Annotated in this window: 15 protein-coding genes and 1 pseudogene; 8 read left to right on the forward strand and 8 right to left on the reverse strand. The window is 42.4% G+C overall.

The features are described 5' to 3' along the window. Positions 1 to 540: 540 nt before the first annotated feature. A complete protein-coding gene (locus F6K46_RS13085) occupies positions 541 to 711 on the reverse strand; it encodes a ribbon-helix-helix protein, CopG family (RefSeq protein WP_293059803.1) in 171 nt (56 codons plus the stop codon). Positions 712 to 780: 69 nt separating this feature from the next. Here F6K46_RS13085 and F6K46_RS13090 point away from each other — a divergent pair, with 69 nt between their 5' ends. The 7 genes from F6K46_RS13090 to rsgA all read left to right on the forward strand — a co-directional run bounded on the left by F6K46_RS13090 (position 781) and on the right by rsgA (position 9,161). Then, on the forward strand, positions 781 to 2,031 hold the full coding sequence (locus tag F6K46_RS13090) for a transposase (RefSeq protein WP_293059800.1): 1,251 nt from the start codon (positions 781 to 783) through the stop codon (positions 2,029 to 2,031). A 93-nt stretch (positions 2,032 to 2,124) separates the two neighbouring features. Beyond that, positions 2,125 to 2,916: a nucleotide exchange factor GrpE gene (gene grpE / locus F6K46_RS13095; protein ID WP_293059797.1), complete on the forward strand. Its 792-nt coding sequence runs from the start codon at positions 2,125 to 2,127 to the stop codon at positions 2,914 to 2,916. 240 nt (positions 2,917 to 3,156) lie between these two features. After that, positions 3,157 to 4,410, forward strand: coding sequence for a transposase (locus F6K46_RS13100; RefSeq protein WP_293059794.1), 1,254 nt, complete (start codon positions 3,157 to 3,159; stop codon positions 4,408 to 4,410). A gap of 23 nt (positions 4,411 to 4,433) precedes the next feature. After that, positions 4,434 to 6,446, forward strand: coding sequence for a molecular chaperone DnaK (gene dnaK, locus F6K46_RS13105; RefSeq protein ID WP_293059791.1), 2,013 nt, complete (start codon positions 4,434 to 4,436; stop codon positions 6,444 to 6,446). Positions 6,447 to 6,644: 198 nt separating this feature from the next. Continuing rightward, positions 6,645 to 7,772, forward strand: a complete 1,128-nt coding sequence (dnaJ, locus tag F6K46_RS13110; RefSeq protein WP_293059788.1) for a molecular chaperone DnaJ — start codon at positions 6,645 to 6,647, stop codon at positions 7,770 to 7,772. Between the two features lie 20 nt (positions 7,773 to 7,792). Beyond that, positions 7,793 to 8,044, forward strand: coding sequence for a sulfurtransferase TusA family protein (locus F6K46_RS13115; RefSeq protein WP_364418222.1), 252 nt, complete (start codon positions 7,793 to 7,795; stop codon positions 8,042 to 8,044). Continuing rightward, the gene (rsgA, locus tag F6K46_RS13120) at positions 8,037 to 9,161 is read left to right on the forward strand and encodes a small ribosomal subunit biogenesis GTPase RsgA (RefSeq protein ID WP_293059782.1); all 1,125 of its coding nucleotides are present in this window, start codon (positions 8,037 to 8,039) and stop codon (positions 9,159 to 9,161) included. Before F6K46_RS13115 ends, rsgA begins: the two co-directional genes overlap by 8 nt. 57 nt (positions 9,162 to 9,218) lie before the next feature. Here rsgA and pheT read toward each other — a convergent pair whose 3' ends face one another. Both pheT and F6K46_RS13130 read right to left on the reverse strand, forming a co-directional pair. Further along, a complete protein-coding gene (pheT, locus tag F6K46_RS13125) occupies positions 9,219 to 11,663 on the reverse strand; it encodes a phenylalanine--tRNA ligase subunit beta (protein WP_293059779.1) in 2,445 nt (814 codons plus the stop codon). A gap of 161 nt (positions 11,664 to 11,824) precedes the next feature. Further along, positions 11,825 to 12,001, reverse strand: a complete 177-nt coding sequence (locus F6K46_RS13130; protein ID WP_293059776.1) for a hypothetical protein — start codon at positions 11,999 to 12,001, stop codon at positions 11,825 to 11,827. A 346-nt stretch (positions 12,002 to 12,347) separates the two neighbouring features. Here F6K46_RS13130 and F6K46_RS13135 point away from each other — a divergent pair, with 346 nt between their 5' ends. Further along, positions 12,348 to 13,946: a serine/threonine-protein kinase gene (locus F6K46_RS13135; RefSeq protein WP_293059773.1), complete on the forward strand. Its 1,599-nt coding sequence runs from the start codon at positions 12,348 to 12,350 to the stop codon at positions 13,944 to 13,946. Between the two features lie 213 nt (positions 13,947 to 14,159). On the opposite strand, the gene F6K46_RS13140 is transcribed toward F6K46_RS13135, so the two are convergent. The 5 genes and pseudogenes from F6K46_RS13140 to F6K46_RS13160 form a co-directional block, all read right to left on the reverse strand. Then, entirely contained in the window at positions 14,160 to 15,680 is a 1,521-nt protein-coding gene (locus tag F6K46_RS13140; RefSeq protein WP_293059770.1) for an AAA family ATPase, read from the reverse strand. 170 nt (positions 15,681 to 15,850) lie between these two features. Then, positions 15,851 to 17,053, reverse strand: a complete 1,203-nt coding sequence (locus F6K46_RS13145) for a hypothetical protein (protein WP_293059767.1) — start codon at positions 17,051 to 17,053, stop codon at positions 15,851 to 15,853. Between the two features lie 52 nt (positions 17,054 to 17,105). Continuing rightward, positions 17,106 to 18,230: a hypothetical protein gene (locus F6K46_RS13150; RefSeq protein WP_293059764.1), complete on the reverse strand. Its 1,125-nt coding sequence runs from the start codon at positions 18,228 to 18,230 to the stop codon at positions 17,106 to 17,108. A 364-nt stretch (positions 18,231 to 18,594) separates the two neighbouring features. Continuing rightward, positions 18,595 to 18,948 (reverse strand): annotated as a pseudogene (locus tag F6K46_RS13155) (hypothetical protein); the annotation flags it as partial. Between the two features lie 1,029 nt (positions 18,949 to 19,977). Further along, positions 19,978 to 21,786: a DUF4209 domain-containing protein gene (locus F6K46_RS13160; protein WP_293059761.1), complete on the reverse strand. Its 1,809-nt coding sequence runs from the start codon at positions 21,784 to 21,786 to the stop codon at positions 19,978 to 19,980. Positions 21,787 to 21,824: the final 38 nt, after the last annotated feature.

Genomic DNA, 21,824 nt, shown 5'->3' on the forward strand with positions numbered 1-21,824 from the left:
AGCTAAATATCACAGTATACATCATAAAAACTAAGCCAACTCATTTGCTGTATAATTCTTATCAAGTCCTACTCGCTCAAGGTTGGTTACCATCTCAGATGCTACTAGATTTTCGTTAATGACCGATTTATCATCACAACATTCAACTATGCAACAAGACCAGCCAAAGCATGCAAAAAGACTAGCAAACGGAAGTAGCGCCATCAAGGAAAGTCCGTGGAGAAACAACAGTAGGTGGCTCAGTAAGCGTACAGGCCATAAGGATATGATCGGCGACGCTGCCCAAGACCCGCATTGTTGCTAACGGAGGGCTTGCCAGACCACACAGTTGAGGTAAGTCTGAGGTCGCAACAACTCTCAATAAGCTTAGAAACCCATGCTATAGTCTTAGACTGAACGTGGTTAGCTGGCAGGCATTAGAAGCCCCACAACGAACATGCGCAGCATAGGTGCTTAAAGTTACCGTAAGATAGTGGAGCTTTTATGGTTAGTCGCTTATGCGCAAAAGGGTTAAATATGCATGTAATAAAGCTCCACTATCTAAGGTTTCGTCTCCAGGGATGAATTTTGCACAGAGTCTTTTGGGTCCCGAAAGCGAGCTATCAAGCTCCTTATCAACTCTGATTGAGTCATTCCGCGTCGCGAGGCCTCTTGTGCTAACTGTCTTTTCTCAAAATCTGTAATCGAGATTGTTAACTTTTTATCTTTCATTGTGACTTGAAAAATGGCTGTACGTTAACTATAATATTACTAGGTCGATAGATAAGAGGACAAGCAAGGGTGAGAATTGCCTATCAGTACCGGCTAAAGCCAACAAAAGATCAAAAAGAAAAAATAGATAATTGGCTCTCAATGCTTTGTGCTCAATATAATTATTTATTGGCTGAGCGATTTTCTTGGTATGAGCAAAATCGCTGCTCAATCAATGCTTGTCCTCTCGTTTGTCATATTCCCGAATTAAGAAACAATCCAGATTACTACTCTCAGAAAAAGACTTTACCAAATCTCAAAAAAAGTCATCCCTGGTATAAAGAGATTCATTCTCAAGTACTACAGGATGTAGTAAAGAGAGTAAAACTAGCTTTCGATCGGTTTATAAAAGGAGATAGTAACGGTAAACGAAGCGGAAGACCTAGGTTCAAAAAAAGGCACCGCTATCGTACTTTCACTTACCCTCAAATAAAAGAAGGGTGTCTAGAAGGGAATTTAATCAACCTTCCCAAAATAGGTAAGGTAAAGATTATATTACACCGCCCTATCCCTGTTCGCGAAGCGTCGGCTACCCCGAATGGCTTTAAGATAAAGACAGCTTCAATAACAAAAAAGTGTGATGGTTATTATCTGGTCTTGTCTCTAGAAGATAAGACTGTTCCCAAGGTTAAGCCCGACATTAACCCTGAATCTATAATTGGGATTGATGTTGGCCTTAAAGAATTTTTGACCACTTCTGAAGGGGAAACAGTAAGCATTCCTCAATATTATCGACGGTCTCAGAAAAGGCTGAGAGTTATTCATAAAAGAGTATCTCGACGAAAAAAAGGAGGGAAAAATAGACTCAAAGCTATCAAACAACTTGGAAAACAGCACAAAAAAGTATCGGACAAGCGAAAAGACTTTCATTTTAAGACAGCCAAATATTTGCTGTCAAAATACGATGTAATTGCTCACGAAAAATTAAACGTAAAGGGACTTGTCTTATCTCGATTGGCTAAATCTGTGTTAGACGCTGGGTGGTCTAGCTTTCTGACAATCCTGGCAAGCAAAGCCTTAAATGCTGGCTTGTTGGCGATTCCAGTAAGTGCTCGGAACACTTCACAGAACTGTTCCAGTTGCCGCAAAAAAGTCCCTAAAAAGTTGCATGTTCGGTGGCATGATTGTCCTCACTGTGGTTGCAGTTTGGACAGAGACCACAATGCAGCAATAAATATAAAAAACAGAGCGGAAGGGCAGTCCGTTCTTAAAGCCCAGCGCCTCCTAAGCGATAGCCGGACTGGCTGGGAAGCCTACACTGACCTTACAGGTTCAGTGTAGGAGCTGTCACTTTACAAAATTTGCTGGAAAATTGGTTGGCTAGTAAGAAATTATAGATAAACTAGCAGTCTATTGAATTGGGATGAGTGGAGCATGATTGACGAAGCAAAACAGTCAGATAACACTTCGCAGGAGACAAAGGAAGAGTCCACTACGGTACTCGCAGACAATCTTGAGGTGGAAGCGGTAGCCGTAGCCTCTGACTCAGAGGTCAACTCTGAAGCAGCACAACCAACTGAATCCCCTGCTGCGGAAGCATCTGAGCCAGAGTCGGTAGACCAAGCCGAGACCGAGGTAGCTCAAGCAGCTACCGATGAATCACCTACGGAGGATGATTCCAAAATTATAGAAACCATCAAGCAGGAAAATGAGGCCCTGAAAGCTCAACTAGAAGAGCGAACTCAGCAATGTGATTCCTTTAAATCTCAATACATCCGGATTGCGGCAGATTTTGAGAATTTCCGCAAACGGTCAACTAAAGAGAAAGAAGACTTGGAACATCAAGTTAAAGGAAACACCATCACTGAGTTATTGTCAGTAGTAGATAACTTTGAACGGGCGCGCACCCAAATTAAGCCTCAAAATGATGGGGAAATGTCAATTCACAAAAGCTATCAAGGTGTTTATAAACAGCTGGTAGATAGCCTCAAGCGCCTTGGGGTTGCTGCGATGCGACCAGAAGGGCAAGAGTTTGACCCCAATCTCCACGAAGCGGTTATGCGAGAACCAACGGATGACTATCCAGAAGGAGTAGTCATAGAACAGCTAATGCGGGGTTATTTACTTGGGGAGCGGGTGTTACGTCACGCTATGGTGAAAGTAGCTGCTGCGGCAGAACCACAGGAAACCTCGGAAGCTCAGAAATCTGCTGAGTCAGAAAATTAGCTGCCATTGAGTGGTTAACCTTCCTTTGGTGTCAGTCTCTGACCATCCTACGAAAAGGGACGAACGCACCAAGGGAAGTTCTATTATTTTGACCGAAGACCCTGAGGGCGCAAGCCCCTGGATTCTATCCATGGGGTTAGCCCGAACAGGAATTTATTCCCTAACTGCGATACGAACTTTTGCTTCAATATATCGACTATAATAGTAAGCAATGTATTAACCCCAAGGAGGTGGTTTTAGGTGTTGGTCATGGAGTTCAAGGCTGTTCTCAAAGAGCCTCAAAGGTTTGCAATAAATGAAGCCATTAGAACGGCTCGCTTTGTCCGCAATAAAGTACTTCGGTACTGGATGGACAATCGTGGTACAGGGAAAAAAGAACTCTATCGCTACAACACTCAACTAAGAGACGAATTCAAGTTTGTTAAAGACCTCAATAGTCATGCTTGTCAGGCATCAGTTGAGAACGTAGAACGCGCTATCAAACGTTTCTTTGATAATTGCCAGAATAAAATCCCTGGGAAGAAAGGTTATCCCCGTTTCAAAAAGCATTCTAGGTCAGTCGAATATAAGCAATCTGGATGGAAGTTATCCCCAGATAAGAAGTCCATAAAATTCACCGACAAGAAAGGCATTGGGCAAGTCAAGCTCAAAGGTACCTGGGACTTGTGGCGCTTCGACCAGAAGCTAATTAAGCGAGTTCGGATTGTTCAAAGATCCGATGGGTACTATGTCCAGTTTTGCGTCAAGGTAGATAATTATGACCAATTAGAAGCAACTGGGTTTACTGTTGGCTTGGACGTTGGGCTAAAAGAGTTCTATACAGACTCTGATGGGTATTCTGAACCTAACCCAAGATTTTACAGAAAAGGTGAAAAGCGTTTAAAATTTTATCAACGTCGGGTTTCCCGAAAAAAGAAAGGCTCTACTAACCTAAGACGCGCAATTAATAGGCTGGGTAGACATCACCTTAAAATAAGTAGGCAACGTGAAGAACATGCCAAGAGACTGGCCCGTTGCGTAATCCGGTCTAACGACCTGGTCGCTTACGAAGATTTGAGGGTTAAAAATTTAGTTAAAAATCACTGTCTCGCTAAGTCTATTAATGATGCAGGTTGGTACCAGTTTAGGGAATGGTTGGAATATTTTGGGCAAAAGTTTGGTCGGATAACTGTTGCAGTTAATCCTGCCTATACAAGCCAGAATTGTTCCAAATGTGGTGAAGTGGTCAAAAAGTCATTATCAACTCGAACCCATGTCTGTCAGTGTGGGTGTCGGCTAGACCGCGACCACAATGCCGCCAAAAATATCCTAACTAGAGCCTTGAGTACCGTGGGGCACACGGGAACTTTACTTAACGCTTGGGGAGAATTGGCCTCTACTCTTCCTGATTCCGGTCTGGTTGAGCAAGTCAGCTCGTTGAACCAAGAATCCCCCGGCATAAGCGCCGTGGGGAGTGTCAACAACTCAACAAAAAATCAAACTAAAATAACTTAACATAACCGTTAAGCCGCAACCCTATGGGAAAAGTTATTGGCATCGACCTAGGCACAACCAATAGTTGTGTTTCTGTCTTAGAAGGGGGTAAACCCATAGTCATTTCCAGCTCGGAAGGTGGGCGAACTACACCGAGTATTGTGGGATTTGGCAAGTCAGGGGAGCACCTGGTGGGTCAACTGGCCAAGCGTCAAGCAGTCACCAATGCGGAAAACAGTGTCTACAGTATCAAGCGCTTTATCGGACGTCGTTGGGATGAAACTGCTACAGAGCGTTCCCGTGTCCCCTATACCTGTGTTAAGGGTCGTGATGAGACGGTAGATGTAAAGATTCGGGATCGGGAGTACACCCCTCAGGAAATCTCGGCCATGATCTTACAAAAGCTCAAGGCTGATGCTGAAACCTTTCTTGGGGAGTCAGTGACTCAAGCTGTGATCACAGTTCCTGCCTACTTTACCGATGCTCAACGGCAAGCCACCAAGGATGGGGGTACCATTGCTGGTTTGGAAGTATTGCGCATTATAAACGAACCGACTGCTGCTGCTCTTGCCTATGGCTTAGATAAGCTGGATCAAGACCAGCTTATATTGGTGTTTGACTTGGGTGGTGGTACCTTTGATGTCTCAGTTCTGCAACTGGGGAATGGGGTCTTTGAAGTAAAGGCAACTTCTGGGAACAATCACTTGGGGGGAGATGACTTCGATAATGTGATTGTCCGCTGGATGGTTCAAAACTTTAAAGCCAAAGAGGGCATCAATCTCACCGAAGACAAAATGGCTCTTCAGCGTTTGCGAGAGGCGGCGGAAAAGGCAAAAATTGAACTGTCTAGCATGGTAGCCACCCCCATCAACTTGCCCTTCATTACTGCTGATGAAACAGGACCAAAACATTTAGAGATGGAGTTGTCCCGGGCTAAGTTTGAAGAACTATCCAGGGACCTGATTAACGCAACTATAGAACCGGTAAAGCAGTCGCTCAAAGATAGTGACCTCAAGCCAGAGCACATTGACCGGATTTTGCTGGTAGGGGGTTCAACCCGTATCCCGGCGGTGCAGGATGCCATTAAAAAGTTTTTTAATGGTAAAGCTACTGATCGTTCGGTTAACCCCGATGAAGCTGTGGCATTGGGAGCAGCAATTCAGGCTGGTGTTTTGGGCGGGGAAGTAGAGGATGTCCTGCTACTGGATGTTACTCCCCTGTCCCTAGGTATAGAAACGTTAGGAGAAGTGTTCACCAAAATTATCGAGCGCAATACTACTATTCCTACCAGTAAGTCCCAGGTATTTTCCACAGCTACTGATGGACAAACCTCCGTAGAAATCCACGTATTGCAGGGGGAGCGGGCAATGGCTAGAGATAACAAAAGCCTAGGAAAATTCCTGCTCACTGGTATTCCCCCAGCTCCCCGTGGTGTCCCTCAAATTGAAGTTACCTTTGAAATTGATGTCAACGGCATTCTTAAAGTCGCTGCCAGTGATCGAGGAACTGGGAAAGAGCAAAGTATTGTGATTACCAATACGGGTGGATTAAGTCCAGCGGAAGTGGAACGGATGCGCCGTGAGGCAGAAGACTATGCTGACCAAGACCGCCGTCGCATGGAATTGGTGCAACTCAAAAACCAAGCCGATGGCTTACTATATAACTATGAATCTACTATCAAAGACCATGGGGAATTGATTAGCGCTAACCTTCAGGCTCAAGGACTAAAGGAGCAAGCAGATCAACAAAAGCAGCACCTAGATACCATAATCACAGACCCCTCAATTGAGGTCGAGGAGGTGAAAGAAGCTATTGAAACTTTGCAGAAAACTGTCTTGGAAATTGGGGGGATCATTTACGCCAGTGCCAGCCTGGGGTCAGACCCGGAATTTATCGTGTCTGACGAAACAGTTCAAGAGTCCAATTCAAACGACTCCACCCAAATAGAACCGGATGCTGTAGGAGAATTTGTGGTTGATTTTGAGGATGAAACCTTAGAGGTGGAGGTTGACTACGAAGCTGTTGATTACGGCAACAGCTCCCTAAAAGATAGATAATTCAATTCCTTGCTTTGACTAGCTCAAGCCAACCTTGAGATTATGGTCACATAAGCAGGTGGCAATCAGCTGATTTTTTTGATAGACAATGATATAGGATGCAGGTAATGCTGGAATGCGCTCTTTGTGCTTTTATAGCAATAACCTGAGGAATAACAAGAGCCCCCACTATATAAATGGAAGACCGATCAGCGCTCTATGGCTGACTATTATGATCTGCTTGGTGTCTCTCGTGATGCCGACAAAGATGAAATTAAACGTGCTTACCGTCGCTTGGCACGGAAGTACCACCCAGATGTTAACAAAGAACCAGGAGCTGAAGAGCGCTTTAAGGAAATTAACCGGGCTTACGAAGTCCTATCAGAACCAGAAACTCGAGCAAGATATGACCGTTTTGGGGAAGCTGGTGTTTCCTCAGGTGCGGGAGCAGCCTACTCGGATTTTGGCGATATGGGCTTTGCTGATATTTTTGAAAGCTTCTTCAGCGGCTTTGCTGGTGGTATGGGTCAGCAAACTGGTGGTCGTCGGCGTAGTGGCCCGGTGCGTGGTGACGACCTGCGACTAGACTTGAAGCTGGCTTTCAAGGAAGCTATATTCGGTGGTGAAAAGGAAATCCGCATTCCTCACCTAGAAACTTGTAAAGTCTGTAACGGCACAGGGGCAAAGCCAGGAACTCGAGCCCGCACTTGCCCAACGTGTAACGGTACAGGTCAAGTACGGCGTGCTACTCGTACCCCTTTTGGTAGTTTCACCCAAGTCTCAGTCTGTCCTACCTGTAACGGTGAAGGTCAAATCATTGAGGATAAGTGTGAAGCCTGTGGTGGTGCTGGTCGTAAACAAGAAACCAAAAAACTGAAAATCACCATTCCAGCAGGGGTGGATAATGGCACCAGGCTACGGGTTTCTAAAGAAGGGGATGCTGGATTACGTGCTGGTCCACCAGGAGACCTATACGTTTATCTATTTGTAAACGAAGACAGCCAGTTTCAGCGGGATGGCATTAACATTCTGTCTGAAATGAAAATTAGCTATTTACAAGCAATTTTAGGCTGTATTATCGAAGCAGAGACAGTAGACGGTCCAGTGGAATTAACTATTCCACCCGGTACTCAACCCAATACTGTATTAACTTTAGAGAATCACGGTGTCCCAAAATTGGGCAACCCAGTCAGTCGGGGCGATCACCTAATCACGATTTTGATAGATATCCCCACTCGGATTAGCCCTGAGGAAAGGGAATTGCTAGAGAAGCTAGCGAAAATTAAGGGTGAGCGCACTGGTAAAGGTGGTATCGAAGGATTCTTGGGAGGGTTGTTTGGCTCATGAGTGGACTAGCCTCCTCGCAGATGAGTTCATTACCTGATGATCAACTGGATCTGCGGGGTACCCCTTGCCCGATTAACTTTGTTCGCACTAAACTCTATCTAGAAAAAATGGCTCCAGGTGCCCTATTAGAAGTGTGGCTCGACCCAGGAGAACCCATTGAACAGGTTCCTGATAGTCTGACTATGGAGGGTTACCCCATAGAGGGTGTTGAAGAACGCGATCGCTATTTTGCTCTGAAGGTGCGTCGTCCACACCAGCATCTTCATGATTGAATTAGAATACACTAATTCGTCAAACTTGTCAACCCGTTGGCTGGGTACCGTGCTGGCGGTTCAGGCAAATTTCTATCAGGTGCGTTTAGATCAGTTGAAGGTTGACAAGTTGGAGGTTGTAGGTTGTGAAGATAACCTTCAAGCAAATAACCTACAACCTTCAACCCTCTTATGTACCCGTAGAGCCCGGTTAAAAAAAATTGGCCAGCAGGTGATGGTGGGAGACCGGGTTGTAGTAGATGAACCTGACTGGGTTGGTGGACGAGGGGTGATTGCTGAAGTGCTGCCCCGGACAACCCAGCTCGACCGCCCACCAATCGCCAATGCTCAGCAAATTCTGGTGGTTTTTGCTCTGGAAGAACCGACCCTGGATGCTTATCAGCTGAGTCGGTTTTTGGTGAAGGCAGAATCTACTGGTTTCAAGGTATGTCTGTGTCTGAATAAACGTGATTTAGTAACACCACAGCAACAGCAGCATTGGCAACAACGTCTGGAAGCATGGGGTTATCAGCCAGTCTTGATCAGCGTTCATAATGGTACTTGTTTAGAACAACTGACTGACCTGTTGAGTCAGACCATCAGCGTTATGGCTGGTCTTTCCGGTGTGGGTAAATCGAGTCTAATTAATTATCTGATTCCAGCAACAACGGTGCGGGTGGCAGAAGTGACTGGGAAACTGGGTCGAGGACGCCACACCACTCGGCATGTGGAATTATTTGAATTGCCTAAAGGTGGTTTTTTGGCAGATACCCCCGGATTCAATCAGCCTGACTTGACTTGTTCTCCTGAGGATTTAATCCATTACTTTCCAGAAGCAAGAGAGCGTTTAGCCCAACACCGCTGTCAATTCAGTAATTGCCTACATCGGGATGAGCCAAACTGTGCTGTGCGAGGAGACTGGGAACGGTACCAGCATTATCTGGATTTTTTAGCAGAAGTGATTGCACGGCAAGAGGCTTTGAAGCAAAAAGCTGATCTTGAATCCACTATGAAGTTAAAAATTAAAGCTTCTGGTCGGCGTCAATACGAACCTAAGCTAGAAACAAAAAAATACCGCCGTCGCTCCCGCCGTACTCAGCACCAGAACCTAGATGAACTTTATGACGAGATGAATTAAGGTTAAAGGATGAAGTATGAATACTTCATCCTTCAACCGTTTAACTTCAAAGCGCGTTTAACTTCTAAGGCTAACCCCAAATTTTTCCTCTAGGGCTTCTCGCACTTTCTGATGTACTGGCTCGACTTCTGCATCAGTAAGAGTGCGATCGCTAGCACGGTAGATTAGCCGAAATGCCAAACTTCTCTGTGCCTCAGGAACAGACTCTCCTTTATATTCATCAAACAATTGCACTGACTCCAACAAATTCCCCGCAGCTTTGCGAGTTGAACGTTCGATTTCTGCCACAGATACTTGTAGTGGGGCAAAGAACGCAATATCCCGGTCAATGGCTGGGTAGGTGGAATAGACTTGGAATCGGGGAGTCAGAATTTCATCGCGATCAAGAGCCTCTAAAATTAGCTCCAAGTCCAAATCAAATACATAAACCTGATCGGGAAAACCTCTTTGTGAGCTTAGCTGGGGGTGCAATTGCCCAAATTTGCCTAATTTTTCACCTTGCAACCACATCGATGCAGTCCGTCCTGGGTGAAGACGGGGATCGCTGTGGTCTGGTTGGTATTCTACTGTCAGACCGCAACGGGAAAACACTCTCTCGAGTACTCCCTTAGCCTCGTACCAGGTCATGGGTTCGGAATGCCCTCCCGTGACCCAGTTACCTTGGGTGATATTTCCCCCTAAAATCCCGGCAATAGCATCAGCTTCTGCGAAACCCTCTTCTGCTCGCCAGAAGATCCGACCAATTTCAAAACCGTTGAGTACACCGTTACCTTGCTCGATATTGTACTGACAGGCATCAATAAGCCCTGATAGTAAATCCGTGCGTAGGGATGAGTATTCCGTAAACAGGGGATTATCAAGACGAATTTGGTTTTGTTCCTCTGGCTTGACCAAGGAATACTGGACTAATTCGGTCAACCCAACTGCACGGAATTGCGATCGCAGTTTTCGCTTTAAAAATTCCTCAGCAGACAGATAACCTGGTTCAGTTTTGTCTGGTAAGCTATCACAGAAGTTGTCATAGCCGTAGAGACGGGCAATTTCCTCAATTAAATCAATTTCTCGCTCTAAATCCCGGTAGCGGTAGGGGGGTACAGTCACTTTCCATTGGGGAGAATCCTGGGGTGTAATTGGTTGTAGTTGACATCCGAGGGCAGTCAGGATTCTTTCCACATCTTCTGGCAGGATTTCCCCAAGCTCCTCTCCCTCATGAACTGGTCCTAAAATCTTATTGACACGGTCAAGACGTAACTCAATGGAACGTGCCCAAGTAGAGGGGTCAGGGCGCTGGTCAGCAATACTCTGGGTTGTGGGAGTACCACCAGCTAACTCAGTAATTAATGCGATCGCTCTTTTACAAGCAATATCCAATTCTGCTTGATTGACACCACGCTCATAACGGGTAGATGATTCTGTCCGTATGCTTTGACTACGGGAAGAACGACGAACAGTCACTGGATCAAACAGTGCTGCTTCCAAAACAATACTTTGGGTGTTCTCGTTCACTTCTGTGGGTTCCCCACCCATAACCCCAGCCATCGCAACGGGTTGGTCGTTAGCTGTGATCAGTAACGCTTGTGGTTCCAGGGAACGGGTTTGACCATCAAGAGTAGTCAGGGATTCCCCACTGTTAGCAAAGCGGACACCAATGGTCACGTTTTCTGCACCAGCAACAGCTTGCAAGCGTTCCCGGTCAAAGGCATGGAGAGGCTGACCCCATTCCAAGAGAATATAGTTAGTGACATCCACTACATTATTAATCGGTCGCACTCCAGCGGCTTCCAAGCGCTGTTGTAACCAATCGGGAGAAGGAGCAATCTTAACCCCTTCAATCACAGTGCCAATATAGGCGGGACAAGCTTTGGGTTCAGATACTTTCAAGGTCAAGGCATCGGATTTTTTGGGAATAGACACCTCAACAGCTTCTGGCAAGCTTAAGGATACCCCAGTTAAGGCGACTACTTCTCTGGCCACGCCCACCATACTTAGAGCATCTGCCCGATTAGCCGTAGACGTAACATCAAGAATGATATCAGTTAACCCCAGTAAGGGACGAGCATCACTGCCTAGGGGTATAGTTTCTGCCTCGAAAATATGAATGCCAGCGGATTCCTTGGCCAAGCCCACTTCTGCTAAGGAACAAATCATCCCTTCTGAGCGAACACCGCGCAGTTTTGAGGCGCGAATTTTCAAATCAATAGTTGGTAGGTAGGTTCCGATGGTGGCGACCGGCACGTAAATGTCTGGTCGGACATTGGACGCACCACAAACAATATTCAATGGGTCACTGCCACCAATATCAACTTGACAGACCCGAAGCTTATTGGCATTAGGGTGAGGCTCTACCTCCAGAACCTTGCCAATCACCACTCCATCGGCCAGGGTTCCTAGGTCTTCAATATCTTCTACCTCAAACCCAGCCATAGTTAGGGTTTGAGCTAGCTCTTCTGGTGTCAGAGTTACCTCTACTAGTTCTCGCAGCCAGTTTAACGATATACGCATGGACTCCTAAATTTTTTTGCTGAACTCTAATATAAGGTAATAAATAAGGTGCAAGTTGCCGGTTACTTCCACCGTAAGCATATGCGCTACGCGCACGCTACGCGAACAGCAGTCAGCGGTCAGCCGTGAGCTTTAGGCTCACGCTGCTTGAGGTGCTTATTTTATTCAAAAGCTGTTCGCTTAGCGTGGCCAAAGACCAATGGCACCTCAAGTAGCGTGCGCATAAGCTGATAGCTGATAGCTGATAGCTGATAGCTGATAGCTGATAGCTGATAGCTGATAGCTGATAGCTGATAGCTGATAGCTGATAGCTGATAGCTTACCTTCCACGAAAACATTTTTCTATTGTGATGGGCCTAACCCCTTAACGCTTGACAAAAGTACACTATCTATGGTCAATGCTAAATAAACGCTCTAAAATATAGGTAGCTTCATATACGTTTTACTTTAATCACCCTTTACTTAACTCAAAATTGTCCTTTGTACCCTTAGGTGGATACAAAAAATAAGGTATCCTGGTTGAGGATCAGGTTTCACCGGAATAGTTGTCTAACTAAGGGGGTAGTAAGAGGCATTTTGCATAAAATAAAGAAAAGTAAAAGACTATAAATCATCTTTCCTGCTCAGGTGCTCCGAGCAAAAGTTTTAGTTCCAGTATGGGCAAAGGAACATCAGTAAGGCTGAATGAGCTACTGTCTAAATCCTACCTGCACTCAGGCAAAAAACCCAGAACACGCCGACTTTTGTCAGGCGTGCAGTTCTAAATTATTATTAGTTGACCGCTATCGTGTGATCAAACCACTCGGTCAAGGCGGATTTGGAGCAACTTTCTTAGCAACAGATCAATCCTTGCCCGGTAAGCCGACCCGTGTAATCAAACAACTCCGCCCAAGCGCCAAAGGCTCAGAGATTTCACCGATGGCAAGGGATCTGTTTGAGCGAGAAGCCCGAACCTTGGGAGAAATAGGGAATCATCCCCAATTCCCACAGTTATTCGATTACTTTCAAGACAATGAGCATTTTTATCTGGTTCAGGAATACATTAGCGGTTTGACACTGCAACAGCAAGTCAGACGGTCTGGTTCATTCTCGGAAGAGGGAGTTAAACAATTTTTAAGTGAAATTCTACCACTCCTGCAATATATTCATCAGAAAAACGTAATTCACCGGGACATTAAACCAGCGAATATAATTCGTCGTGACCAAGACCGCAAACTGGTACTGATTGATTTTGGGGCTGTGAAAAACAGCCAAACCAATCCCTCCAATTCCTCAGACACAGTATTGACCAACTATGCCATAGGAACTCCAGGCTTTGCCCCTCCTGAACAAATGGCATTGCGACCTGTAATTGCTAGCGATATCTATGCAGTGGGGGTTACTTGCCTTTATCTGTTGACGGGTAAATCTCCCAAAGACCTCGATTATAATCCTTCAACCGGAGAAATAGTCTGGCAGACTAATGTCAACGTTAGTGACCACTTTGCTAAGGTTTTAAGAAAAATGCTGGAGTCTTCTGTCCGTTATCGCTATCAGTGCTCAGAAGACATCCTGAGAGCTCTTGACCTAGAGCCATATCTGGAGAGTTTAAACAAAAGCTTAGTGTCGCAACCGATGGATGACGCTAATTCTCACTTCAACTCAGGGAATTTGGGTCCTGTGAATGGTTATTCATCCCCGTCGTCAGTTCAATCCCGAAGAATGGCAGAGCAAATTAGAGAATGGCGGGAGCGTCGGGGATTGAGCAATGGTCGAAGATCAGAACCTAAAAACGGTGGAGGTTTTACCAACAGGGATTCTACAGCTGTGAGCGGTAGTAGGAATAGCATTACAGGCAAGTCGAAGGGTAATGGCAAGTTGGAGGCGGAAACGTTATTAAAAGCTTACGGCTCTGGCAGAAGAGACTTTGCGGCTAAAGATTTGAGGGGACTTAACCTTAATAATGCCCAGTTATCTGGGATAATTTTCCGCCAGGGCAAACTGTTAAATATTAGTTTGAAGGGAGCGGATTTATCTAGTGCTAATTTTGGTGAAGCGAATCTCCATCAAGCCGACTTACGCAATGCCAATTTGGGTCGAGCTTACCTGAAAAAAGCTATTTTGGCAGGAGCAGACTTGCGTGGGGCAAATCTTAGTTATGCTCATCTCGAAAATGCTAATCTACGGGGAGCAAATTTGTGTGGAGCCAATCTTGCTAATGCTAAAGTTACTCAAGAACAGTTGACCCAAGCTAAGACTAATTGGACAACAGTACTCCCTACTGGGAAGCGGGGGTTTTGGTAATATAGCGCAGGGAGTAGGGAGTAAGGAGTAGGCATGCTAGCAATAGGCAATAGGGAACAAAAATTACCACAATTCATTTATGATTATATAGCACTACGGATTTAGATTAGGACATTCCTAAACTCAGCAAACCTAGTTCTAGCTTACTTTTGACTTCTGACTTCTAACTTCTAACTTCTGACTTGCGCGTAGCGCTATATAGGTAATCAGGGATTATTTTTTTTTACTTCCTGGCTTTACTTTCTTAATCTCACTTGCTGGCTTGACATTCATCTTAGATAAAGACTTTCTGATTTTATCTATTTTATCTTTGAGGGATTCTGAAAGACATTTGGTGGTTTTAATAACAGCAAGCAAATCATCTGTTGTCACTGTATCTTTTTCTGGATCAAGGAAAACATTTTCTATGGTTTCTTTAACAACAGCTTCAATGTCAGCACCACTATAACCATCGGTTTCTTTTAGCAAGCTAATTATATCAATCATCCTATTCCATTTATTTCTCCTTTTTAGATGGATTTCAAATATTTTTTTGCGCTCATCCCCATTAGGAAAATCTACAAAGAACAGTTCATCAAATCTTCCTTTTCTGAGAAATTCAGCCGGAAGTTTGGCAATATCATTAGAGGTAGCCACAATGAAGACAGTGTTTTCTTTCTCTTGAATCCAAGTTAAAATATTACCAAATAATCTGGTGGTGATATCACTTCCGCCTCCAGTTTCGCCAATGCCAGCAAAGGCTTTTTCAATTTCATCTATCCATAAAATACAAGGACTAACCGCCTCAGCTATTTTAATTGCCCGACTTAAGTTTTCTTCACTCTCTCCCACATACTTACCAAGTAGTTTACCAATATCTAGCCGCAGTAGAGGAACTTCAAACAGATGAGAAGTAGCTTTGGCGACTAAACTTTTGCCACACCCAGGCATCCCAATTAGCATAATACCTTTAGGTATATCCACTCCAAATTTGATAGCTTGGTCGAGATTTTTAAATATATTAGCTTTTCTAGTCAGCCAGGACTTGAGATTATCAAGCCCTCCAACGTCATCTAGTGTTTCTTTGAAATTCTTAATTTCAAGGGTGCCAGATTTTTTGATAATTTGTTTTTTTTCTTGGATGATTAGGTGCTTATCATTTTTGTCTATACAGCCACCCTGTTGATAGGCTAGGTTTAAGATCTGGATAATTTCAAATTTACTTAATCCTTTAAAGGATAAGGATAATTCTTCAATGACATTGTCAGTCATATCAAATTGTAAATCCTGCAAAAATTGTTTAATTATTCCTCTAATTTGATTAAGATTGGGAATAGGGACTTCAAAGACCGTAATAAATTTATCAAGTTCAGCCGGAATGATTAATTGACTAGAAACAATAAAACTAGTGGTATAAAAATTATCCTTGTATAGGGTCTTGAGGGCAATTGATTTGAGCAGAGCAATGACTTTGGGATTATCTAAATAAAAGTGAATATCCTTGAGTACCAGAAAACTATCCCCACTTTCATTATTATCAAAAGCTGACAAAAACGTTTCTAAGTCAAAGTTAGACTTAGAATTTTTGGTCTCAAAATCAACATGACCACCAGCATCATTATATTCATAAACGTCAGCTGTTGTAGCAATCTCCTTAATCAGCAAATCAGTAGAATGGAAATCAAAATCGTTGATATAAATGATTGGTCTTAAGGAATCAACATAGGAAGAAAGTTTATGAATTGTATTGTTCATGATAATTGTTAATCGGGAATCGGGAATCGGGAATCGGGAATCGGGAATCGGGAATCGGGAATCGGGAATGGGGAGTGGGGAAGAAAGGTAAGCATTCAGTCAGCTATCACTCACAAGCTGACTGCTGACAGTTGACAGCTGACAGCTAACATGAGAAATGCTATATAATCTCAAACTTCCAAATAACCAATTACATGGTCAGGATTTCTACTCTTGTAATCTATCCCATCTAGAATGACAAATTTACCATTAACATCATCGGCTGATAACTCTTCACCATGTTTACCAGAGTTTCTTACATAATTTCCATCGTTCATACCTAAAATCATAAAACGCTTACCCTTGGGTTCAATATCTTTCCAAAACTCTTTTGTCTCACCTTTAAATATTTTTAGATGATTCCTGACTAAATAAAACATTTTATGAATTGCAAATTCTTTTTCTGAAAGTACCAAATTTTGTTCGGAAGGAAATATCATGTATTCCACATAATCATTAGAACTATCAGAATAAAACATTAAACCATTCATGATTTTTCCCACAGCATCTTCTTTTTTAAATTGATCGGACCTCAAACTTGGTTCTGAATGAGATACCATCACATCATCACTCTCAGTTAAATCCAAAATTAAACACTTTTTTTCTGGAGTAACAAGTTTCTGCCACCTACGATTAGTGTCTGCTTTATGCTGAATAGGTTTTAGACTAAGTATATCAGGATGTTTTAAAAATCCTTCAGATAACATTTTGGCTGTATTAGGATTAATTTTATTTGTCAAATTTTCTATTCTTTCAGCCATCATGTCAGACCCTAACACTAATCTTCTCAAAGTGGGATTCATGAATGATACAAAAAGAGATAAGGGGACTTTGTCAAAAAATTCATCATACAAGCCTGGTAAGTGAAACTTAAATATCCAGAAATAGTTTTTAGCAATTTGTGCTACACTACTTTTAATCAACGCAATATTATCGGGATCCTCCAACATCCCTGTCAATACTCTATAGTAACCCTGGTGATAATCCTTAATAATGGCTTTGCGATTAAAATTGTTCTTAGCATAATTATTTACCTTGTTCTGGAATTCTTCATGGAATTGGATACTATACAAGGATTCCTCTAGTTTAGTTGCTTCAATTTCCATATCGAAAATTTTCACTAGTTCCTTGCTAATCTCTAGGTCACTTTCGGCTGAGATATCCTTTATTTTTGATAAGGTATCTGTAAATCCCCTAACAGCAAGCCACTTTTGCAATAGACCACTTTTGTAATATCTCAAGATATCATCGATATTAAAATTTTCCCTAACACCATCTAAATCTCTGACTGGAATATTATCCAAAATAAGACTAAACTTAATTGTCTTTGCCATCTTTATCCACCTCAATAATTTAATTTTAATAATTTAATTTTGCTGTCAAGGGCTACCAATTCAATGGATTTAATTTACTTTTAGTAAAAGCTCGCCCAAAAGATTTTGCTCCTGCCCAGGCTTTTTTTACTGTTTTGGTTACTGCTTTTTTACCAAAATTGGCTACTTTTTTGATACCAGTGGCAATAGGTTGACCAATGTTTTTTCCAGCAATTTTACCTGTAACGCTTCCTAGCATTCCTCCAACTGCTGTGCCAATTGGTCCAAATACAGTTCCAACAGTAGCTCCGATACTTGTACCGGATAACCAACCGACAGCCTTGGTGTTTAGACTCACTAAGGTACAGGTAGCTGCAACTTCTCTATCATATAAATCTTCTACAGCCTCAATCAGTGTAATCTCGCCTTTGCCAAGTTTATAGCCGATTTGGGGAAGCGTCAGTCCCATATCAATCATGGCAGCAATTTGGGCTATATCTACTTCATCAAGTATGCCTAAGTGACCCTCTTCTTTAGCAACTACTGTGCCTAAGGTAACTAGTTGTTTGAAGGTATTATCTAAGGGCCCAAGGTATTGATTTAAATAATTATCAGCAACGTCCAGAAAGGAAAAATTATTAAAATAATCTAGATTTAAAGGGTCTAAAAGTGTATCAAACTGCTGGGCCATGGAAATTGAAGATAGCATGGAGTTGTTCTGAATATCATCTAATACTTGTTGTTCCATAACTCTAGGCTTGTTGATGCCTTCAACTTCAATTTCCTTGAGAGGAGTATATACGCCCGTTGGTTCACCAGACAATGACGCTAATTGCTGATTATTGGCTAAAACTAAGGCTTCTTGAATCTCTTGAACAATTTCACCTCTTTTTATCACACTTTCTCTATCGGTGATTTCTTCAAGGGTAGATTCAAGCCAATTTACTTTTGATTTACCTTGTTCTTGAGCACTGATTAAGCTTTGATGATAACTATCAATCAAGTCGATAGTATCTAACGCATTGTTGATATCACTAAGGGTTTTGGTTTTGTCTTTTATGCCTTGACGCTTCTCGATAACATCCTTACAAAAATGTTGAATATTATCTCGATCATGATACTCTTGATAGTTGACTAAGATTTCGGAAATTATTTGTTCAGTAGTTTTCCTACCCTGAGGAGGGATCAAGTCGCTCATTGTTGTTATGATTTACTGAGGATATTACTGATAATACAAGGGTTAGGGCTGGTGTGGAATTCCATAGGATCCCATCGTATTATAGCCTAGTCCAGGATATATTCTTTTTTGAGACTTATGTTAATTATAGTACCAAGTTAACTGGGATCAAGTCTTAGATTTTGACGTATAGTTCTGGGGGGGTGACGAAAATACTTATAAAGTAGACAGGGCAAGCGATCTAGCTCTCATTCCTCGTAAATAATACTTCTGTTGTCTTGATGCAAAGCGCGAGTGGTTTGAAGTTACCGTAAGATAGTGGAGCCTTATTCAAAAGTATTTAACCCTTTTCTGCATAACCTGCTAACTATAAAGGCGACCCTATCTAAGGTTTCCTCTCCGGGGGAAACCCCCGCATGAAGGCGCTGCATCGCTTATTACGATTAAGCTTCATTAATTTTTGGATTAAATTAATTAGTTCATGGCTAAATTTCACCCAAGCTTGAGCATGTAAGCCTATATAAAAACTAGACGGTGCGCGCCTCCTAGGGCGAGTAAATCGCCCTTGGGTCGCACCGCTGTGTCGTCGTTGTAAACGACCAGATTCTTTTACTCTACCGACATATTCCTGAACTCCTTTGCGTTTTATTTCTTGTCCGTTAAGAGTAGCAGAAGTATAAGCTATTGTTATCACTAAAATTAGGGTAATTAACCGATCTCCTGAAACATTAGTGTCTTCGCGCGTTATAGCCACCTGGTCTTGATGCAAAGCGCGAGTGGTTTGAAGTTACCGTAAGATAGTGGAGCCTTATTCAAAAGTATTTAACCCTTTTCTGCATAACCTGCTAACTATAAAGGCGACCCTATCTAAGGTTTCCTCTCCGGGGGAAACCCCCGCATGAAGGCGCTGCATCGCTTTTGAAATCTCTAAACATTTGTTCAATATTAAAGCGTTTTTTATAAGCGGAAATTGCCAAATATAAAGAGTTTAGATTGGTTAGAATAAACCAGGGTTCTTTTGGGACAAATCCTGAAATCTTTCTTTGTCTTGATGCAAAGCGCGAGTGGGGTTTCCCCCATGAGCGACTGCATCAAGAAGCGCTGTAGTCTTTTTCTTATACTTTCAAACTTTATTCCAAGAGGTAAAGCATTGGCTAACTTTTCAATGGCTTTCTCTTTTGATCGATTGTAGAAGAATGACTACAATATTTACTAAAATAAAATTACGATCCTTTAGTTCAAATTTTAGATGGTTTTGATAAGTAGTCGGACATAATTAAACTTCGCTGTGTTAATAAATGTAAAATAAAGGCTAATTTTTATACCACAAGCGTTTTGGCAATCTTTACAAAACTTTATACAGACCCAAAAACTTTTGTCCGACTACTTATAATAATGGCAACATTTGCAACAGATAGGTCTTATTGACAATTTGAGACCTATCTTTTTAGATCACAAATCGTTACACTCTTTATGTATCAATCGTTTCAAGCCATATCGTCGCCCCCCCAGGTAATAGGCAAGAGGCAAGAGGCAAGAGGCAAGAGGCAAGAGATAGGATTATTTTTTGGTGTTATGAGAAATCAGCAATTTTAATAATAAATTGTCTAGCTTACGGTCGGGTGCAGTGATTGGTTAAACTTTTTTGGTGGTTCAGTAGCGGTCATGAGTTATTTGAGTACATTTGTCATGGAAATTTGACATGCTCCCAACACACCCTACAAAATTAGCGATTGGCCGTAGGCCACGCTACGCGAACGCACTAATGTTAGATTGCATCAGTACTTGTGTTTGATTGCTCAACTTGCTGCTGATGTATCAAGATAGGCAAGCAACAAAGCCTCAATGTAAGGCACCAGAGATATGACATCAATGGACTCCTAAACTCAGCATCGCAAATCAAACCATGAGCCATATGATTTCTTAAGTTACTACCAGCATGTTCAACCAGTAAACATTTCAAGTCAAATAGCGTATTTTCCTCAAAAATAGAGGTTATCTCTGAATGAGCAAGACTCTTGCTCAAACTAAATTCATCCTGAATACCGTTGTCGTCCAACCCAGAAGTAATGATGCCTCTTTGGCGCAGGATATAACGGATAGAGTTTTCAATTTGGGGAATTAGGATGTGGGTAGATGTGAAAAAGTCTCCAGTAAGTCCAGCATACAGCCCCTTTGCAAACAGGTATTCACGCTTAGGTGGAATAAATGGACTATTGGAAACGATGAAGAGAATATCGTCTAGTCGAACACAATGCTCTAAATTAATCTGATATCTAGCAGGTTCAATATATGCTTGAGCTTGTAGATTATAATCTTGAATGGCTTTCTGGCACATATAAAAATTGGTTGCAGCCTCCGCTTCTTCAGGATCACTGGAGAGAACAGAATATGGTTGACTCGCAACAGTTTTGCCCATTTCATTTATTTTTTTAATAGGGACAAGATGAGATCCTAAAGACTTATGAGCGTCCTGCTGTACTTGTTGTTTCAATTTAGAGACATGAGTTGGAGCACCCAAACGAGCCAAAGCGAAGAGTGCCTCTTGAAGTTTTTTGTCCCTAACCCAATTTCTGGCTTCCTCTACGACCTTGCTAATATCCATTTTATGAGAAATGGTCATCATCTCGTTGCGACTTTTTTCTTGGTACTGAAGAAGCCGCTTGTGAAGTTCATTGGCTTTTGCTTTAGCATCCACAGTTTCTTCCTTTGTTCCTCGAATGCTTCTAAAGGCTTTAACAGCTTGTTGTAAAAACTGTGATGCGACCATGTAGCTTGGTGGAGTTCTTTCAAGAGCAGAGTCGGCGTCCTTGACATAAGTCTCAGCGGCTGACATTGAAGCAGCACGCTCTTTGCTGTAGTCTTTATCCATACGATGCCATACTGCTTTAATACTCCAGAATCTTCTTGCTATTTCCCAATTATAAATTGATTCTGCTAAAGTTGCTGCTTTTTCAGCAAGGGCTGCATATTTGACTGGTTCTCCACATTTATGTTCCTGCAATAGCTCCATTAATTGTCTAGATGGCCACAAATAGTCTTCCCCTTCATAGCATTCAAGAACTGCTTCTAGATGTTCAAAAACAACTTTTTTCTTATTTTTAAATTGGCGTTCGAGCCGAAATGCTCGTTCTATTCTCTCCAAATAATGATGCCAATTCTTAGAGCTTTTTAAGGTAGTTGCTGATTTTAAGTAAGCGGTAATTGACAACTGAGCCATTGGATAGTCACGTCGTATGACCCAAAGAATATCTGCTACTCGCGCTTGAAGTTCAGGATCTAATTTTTCAGGTGCGATTTCAGCAAGAAAATTTAGCTGCTCTTCTGTAAGATTTTTAAACCTATCAGCAAACAACTCTTCGTTTGATTTTGGATTAATTGGAGACATAGTCACGGCTGCCAGAATTTCAAAAACAGCTTGTTCTCTGAAATTTCCTGATTCTTGCGCCTCCTTGGCTTTTTCATGAAAACCAATACAATAGGTGATACAATCCTTACTTTCGCTGCTTTTCACTACATCTTCCCAGCAAGTGTTAGTGAAGTCTGTTTTTGTAAGAGGTTGGTTCAATTCTGACATAGTGCTAATTCATTATTTTTTTTATAATTTGCCAAAAT

It is taken from the genome of Moorena sp. SIO3E8 (assembly GCF_010692445.1).
GTDB classification, from domain to species: Bacteria; Cyanobacteriota; Cyanobacteriia; order Cyanobacteriales; family Coleofasciculaceae; genus Moorena; species Moorena bouillonii.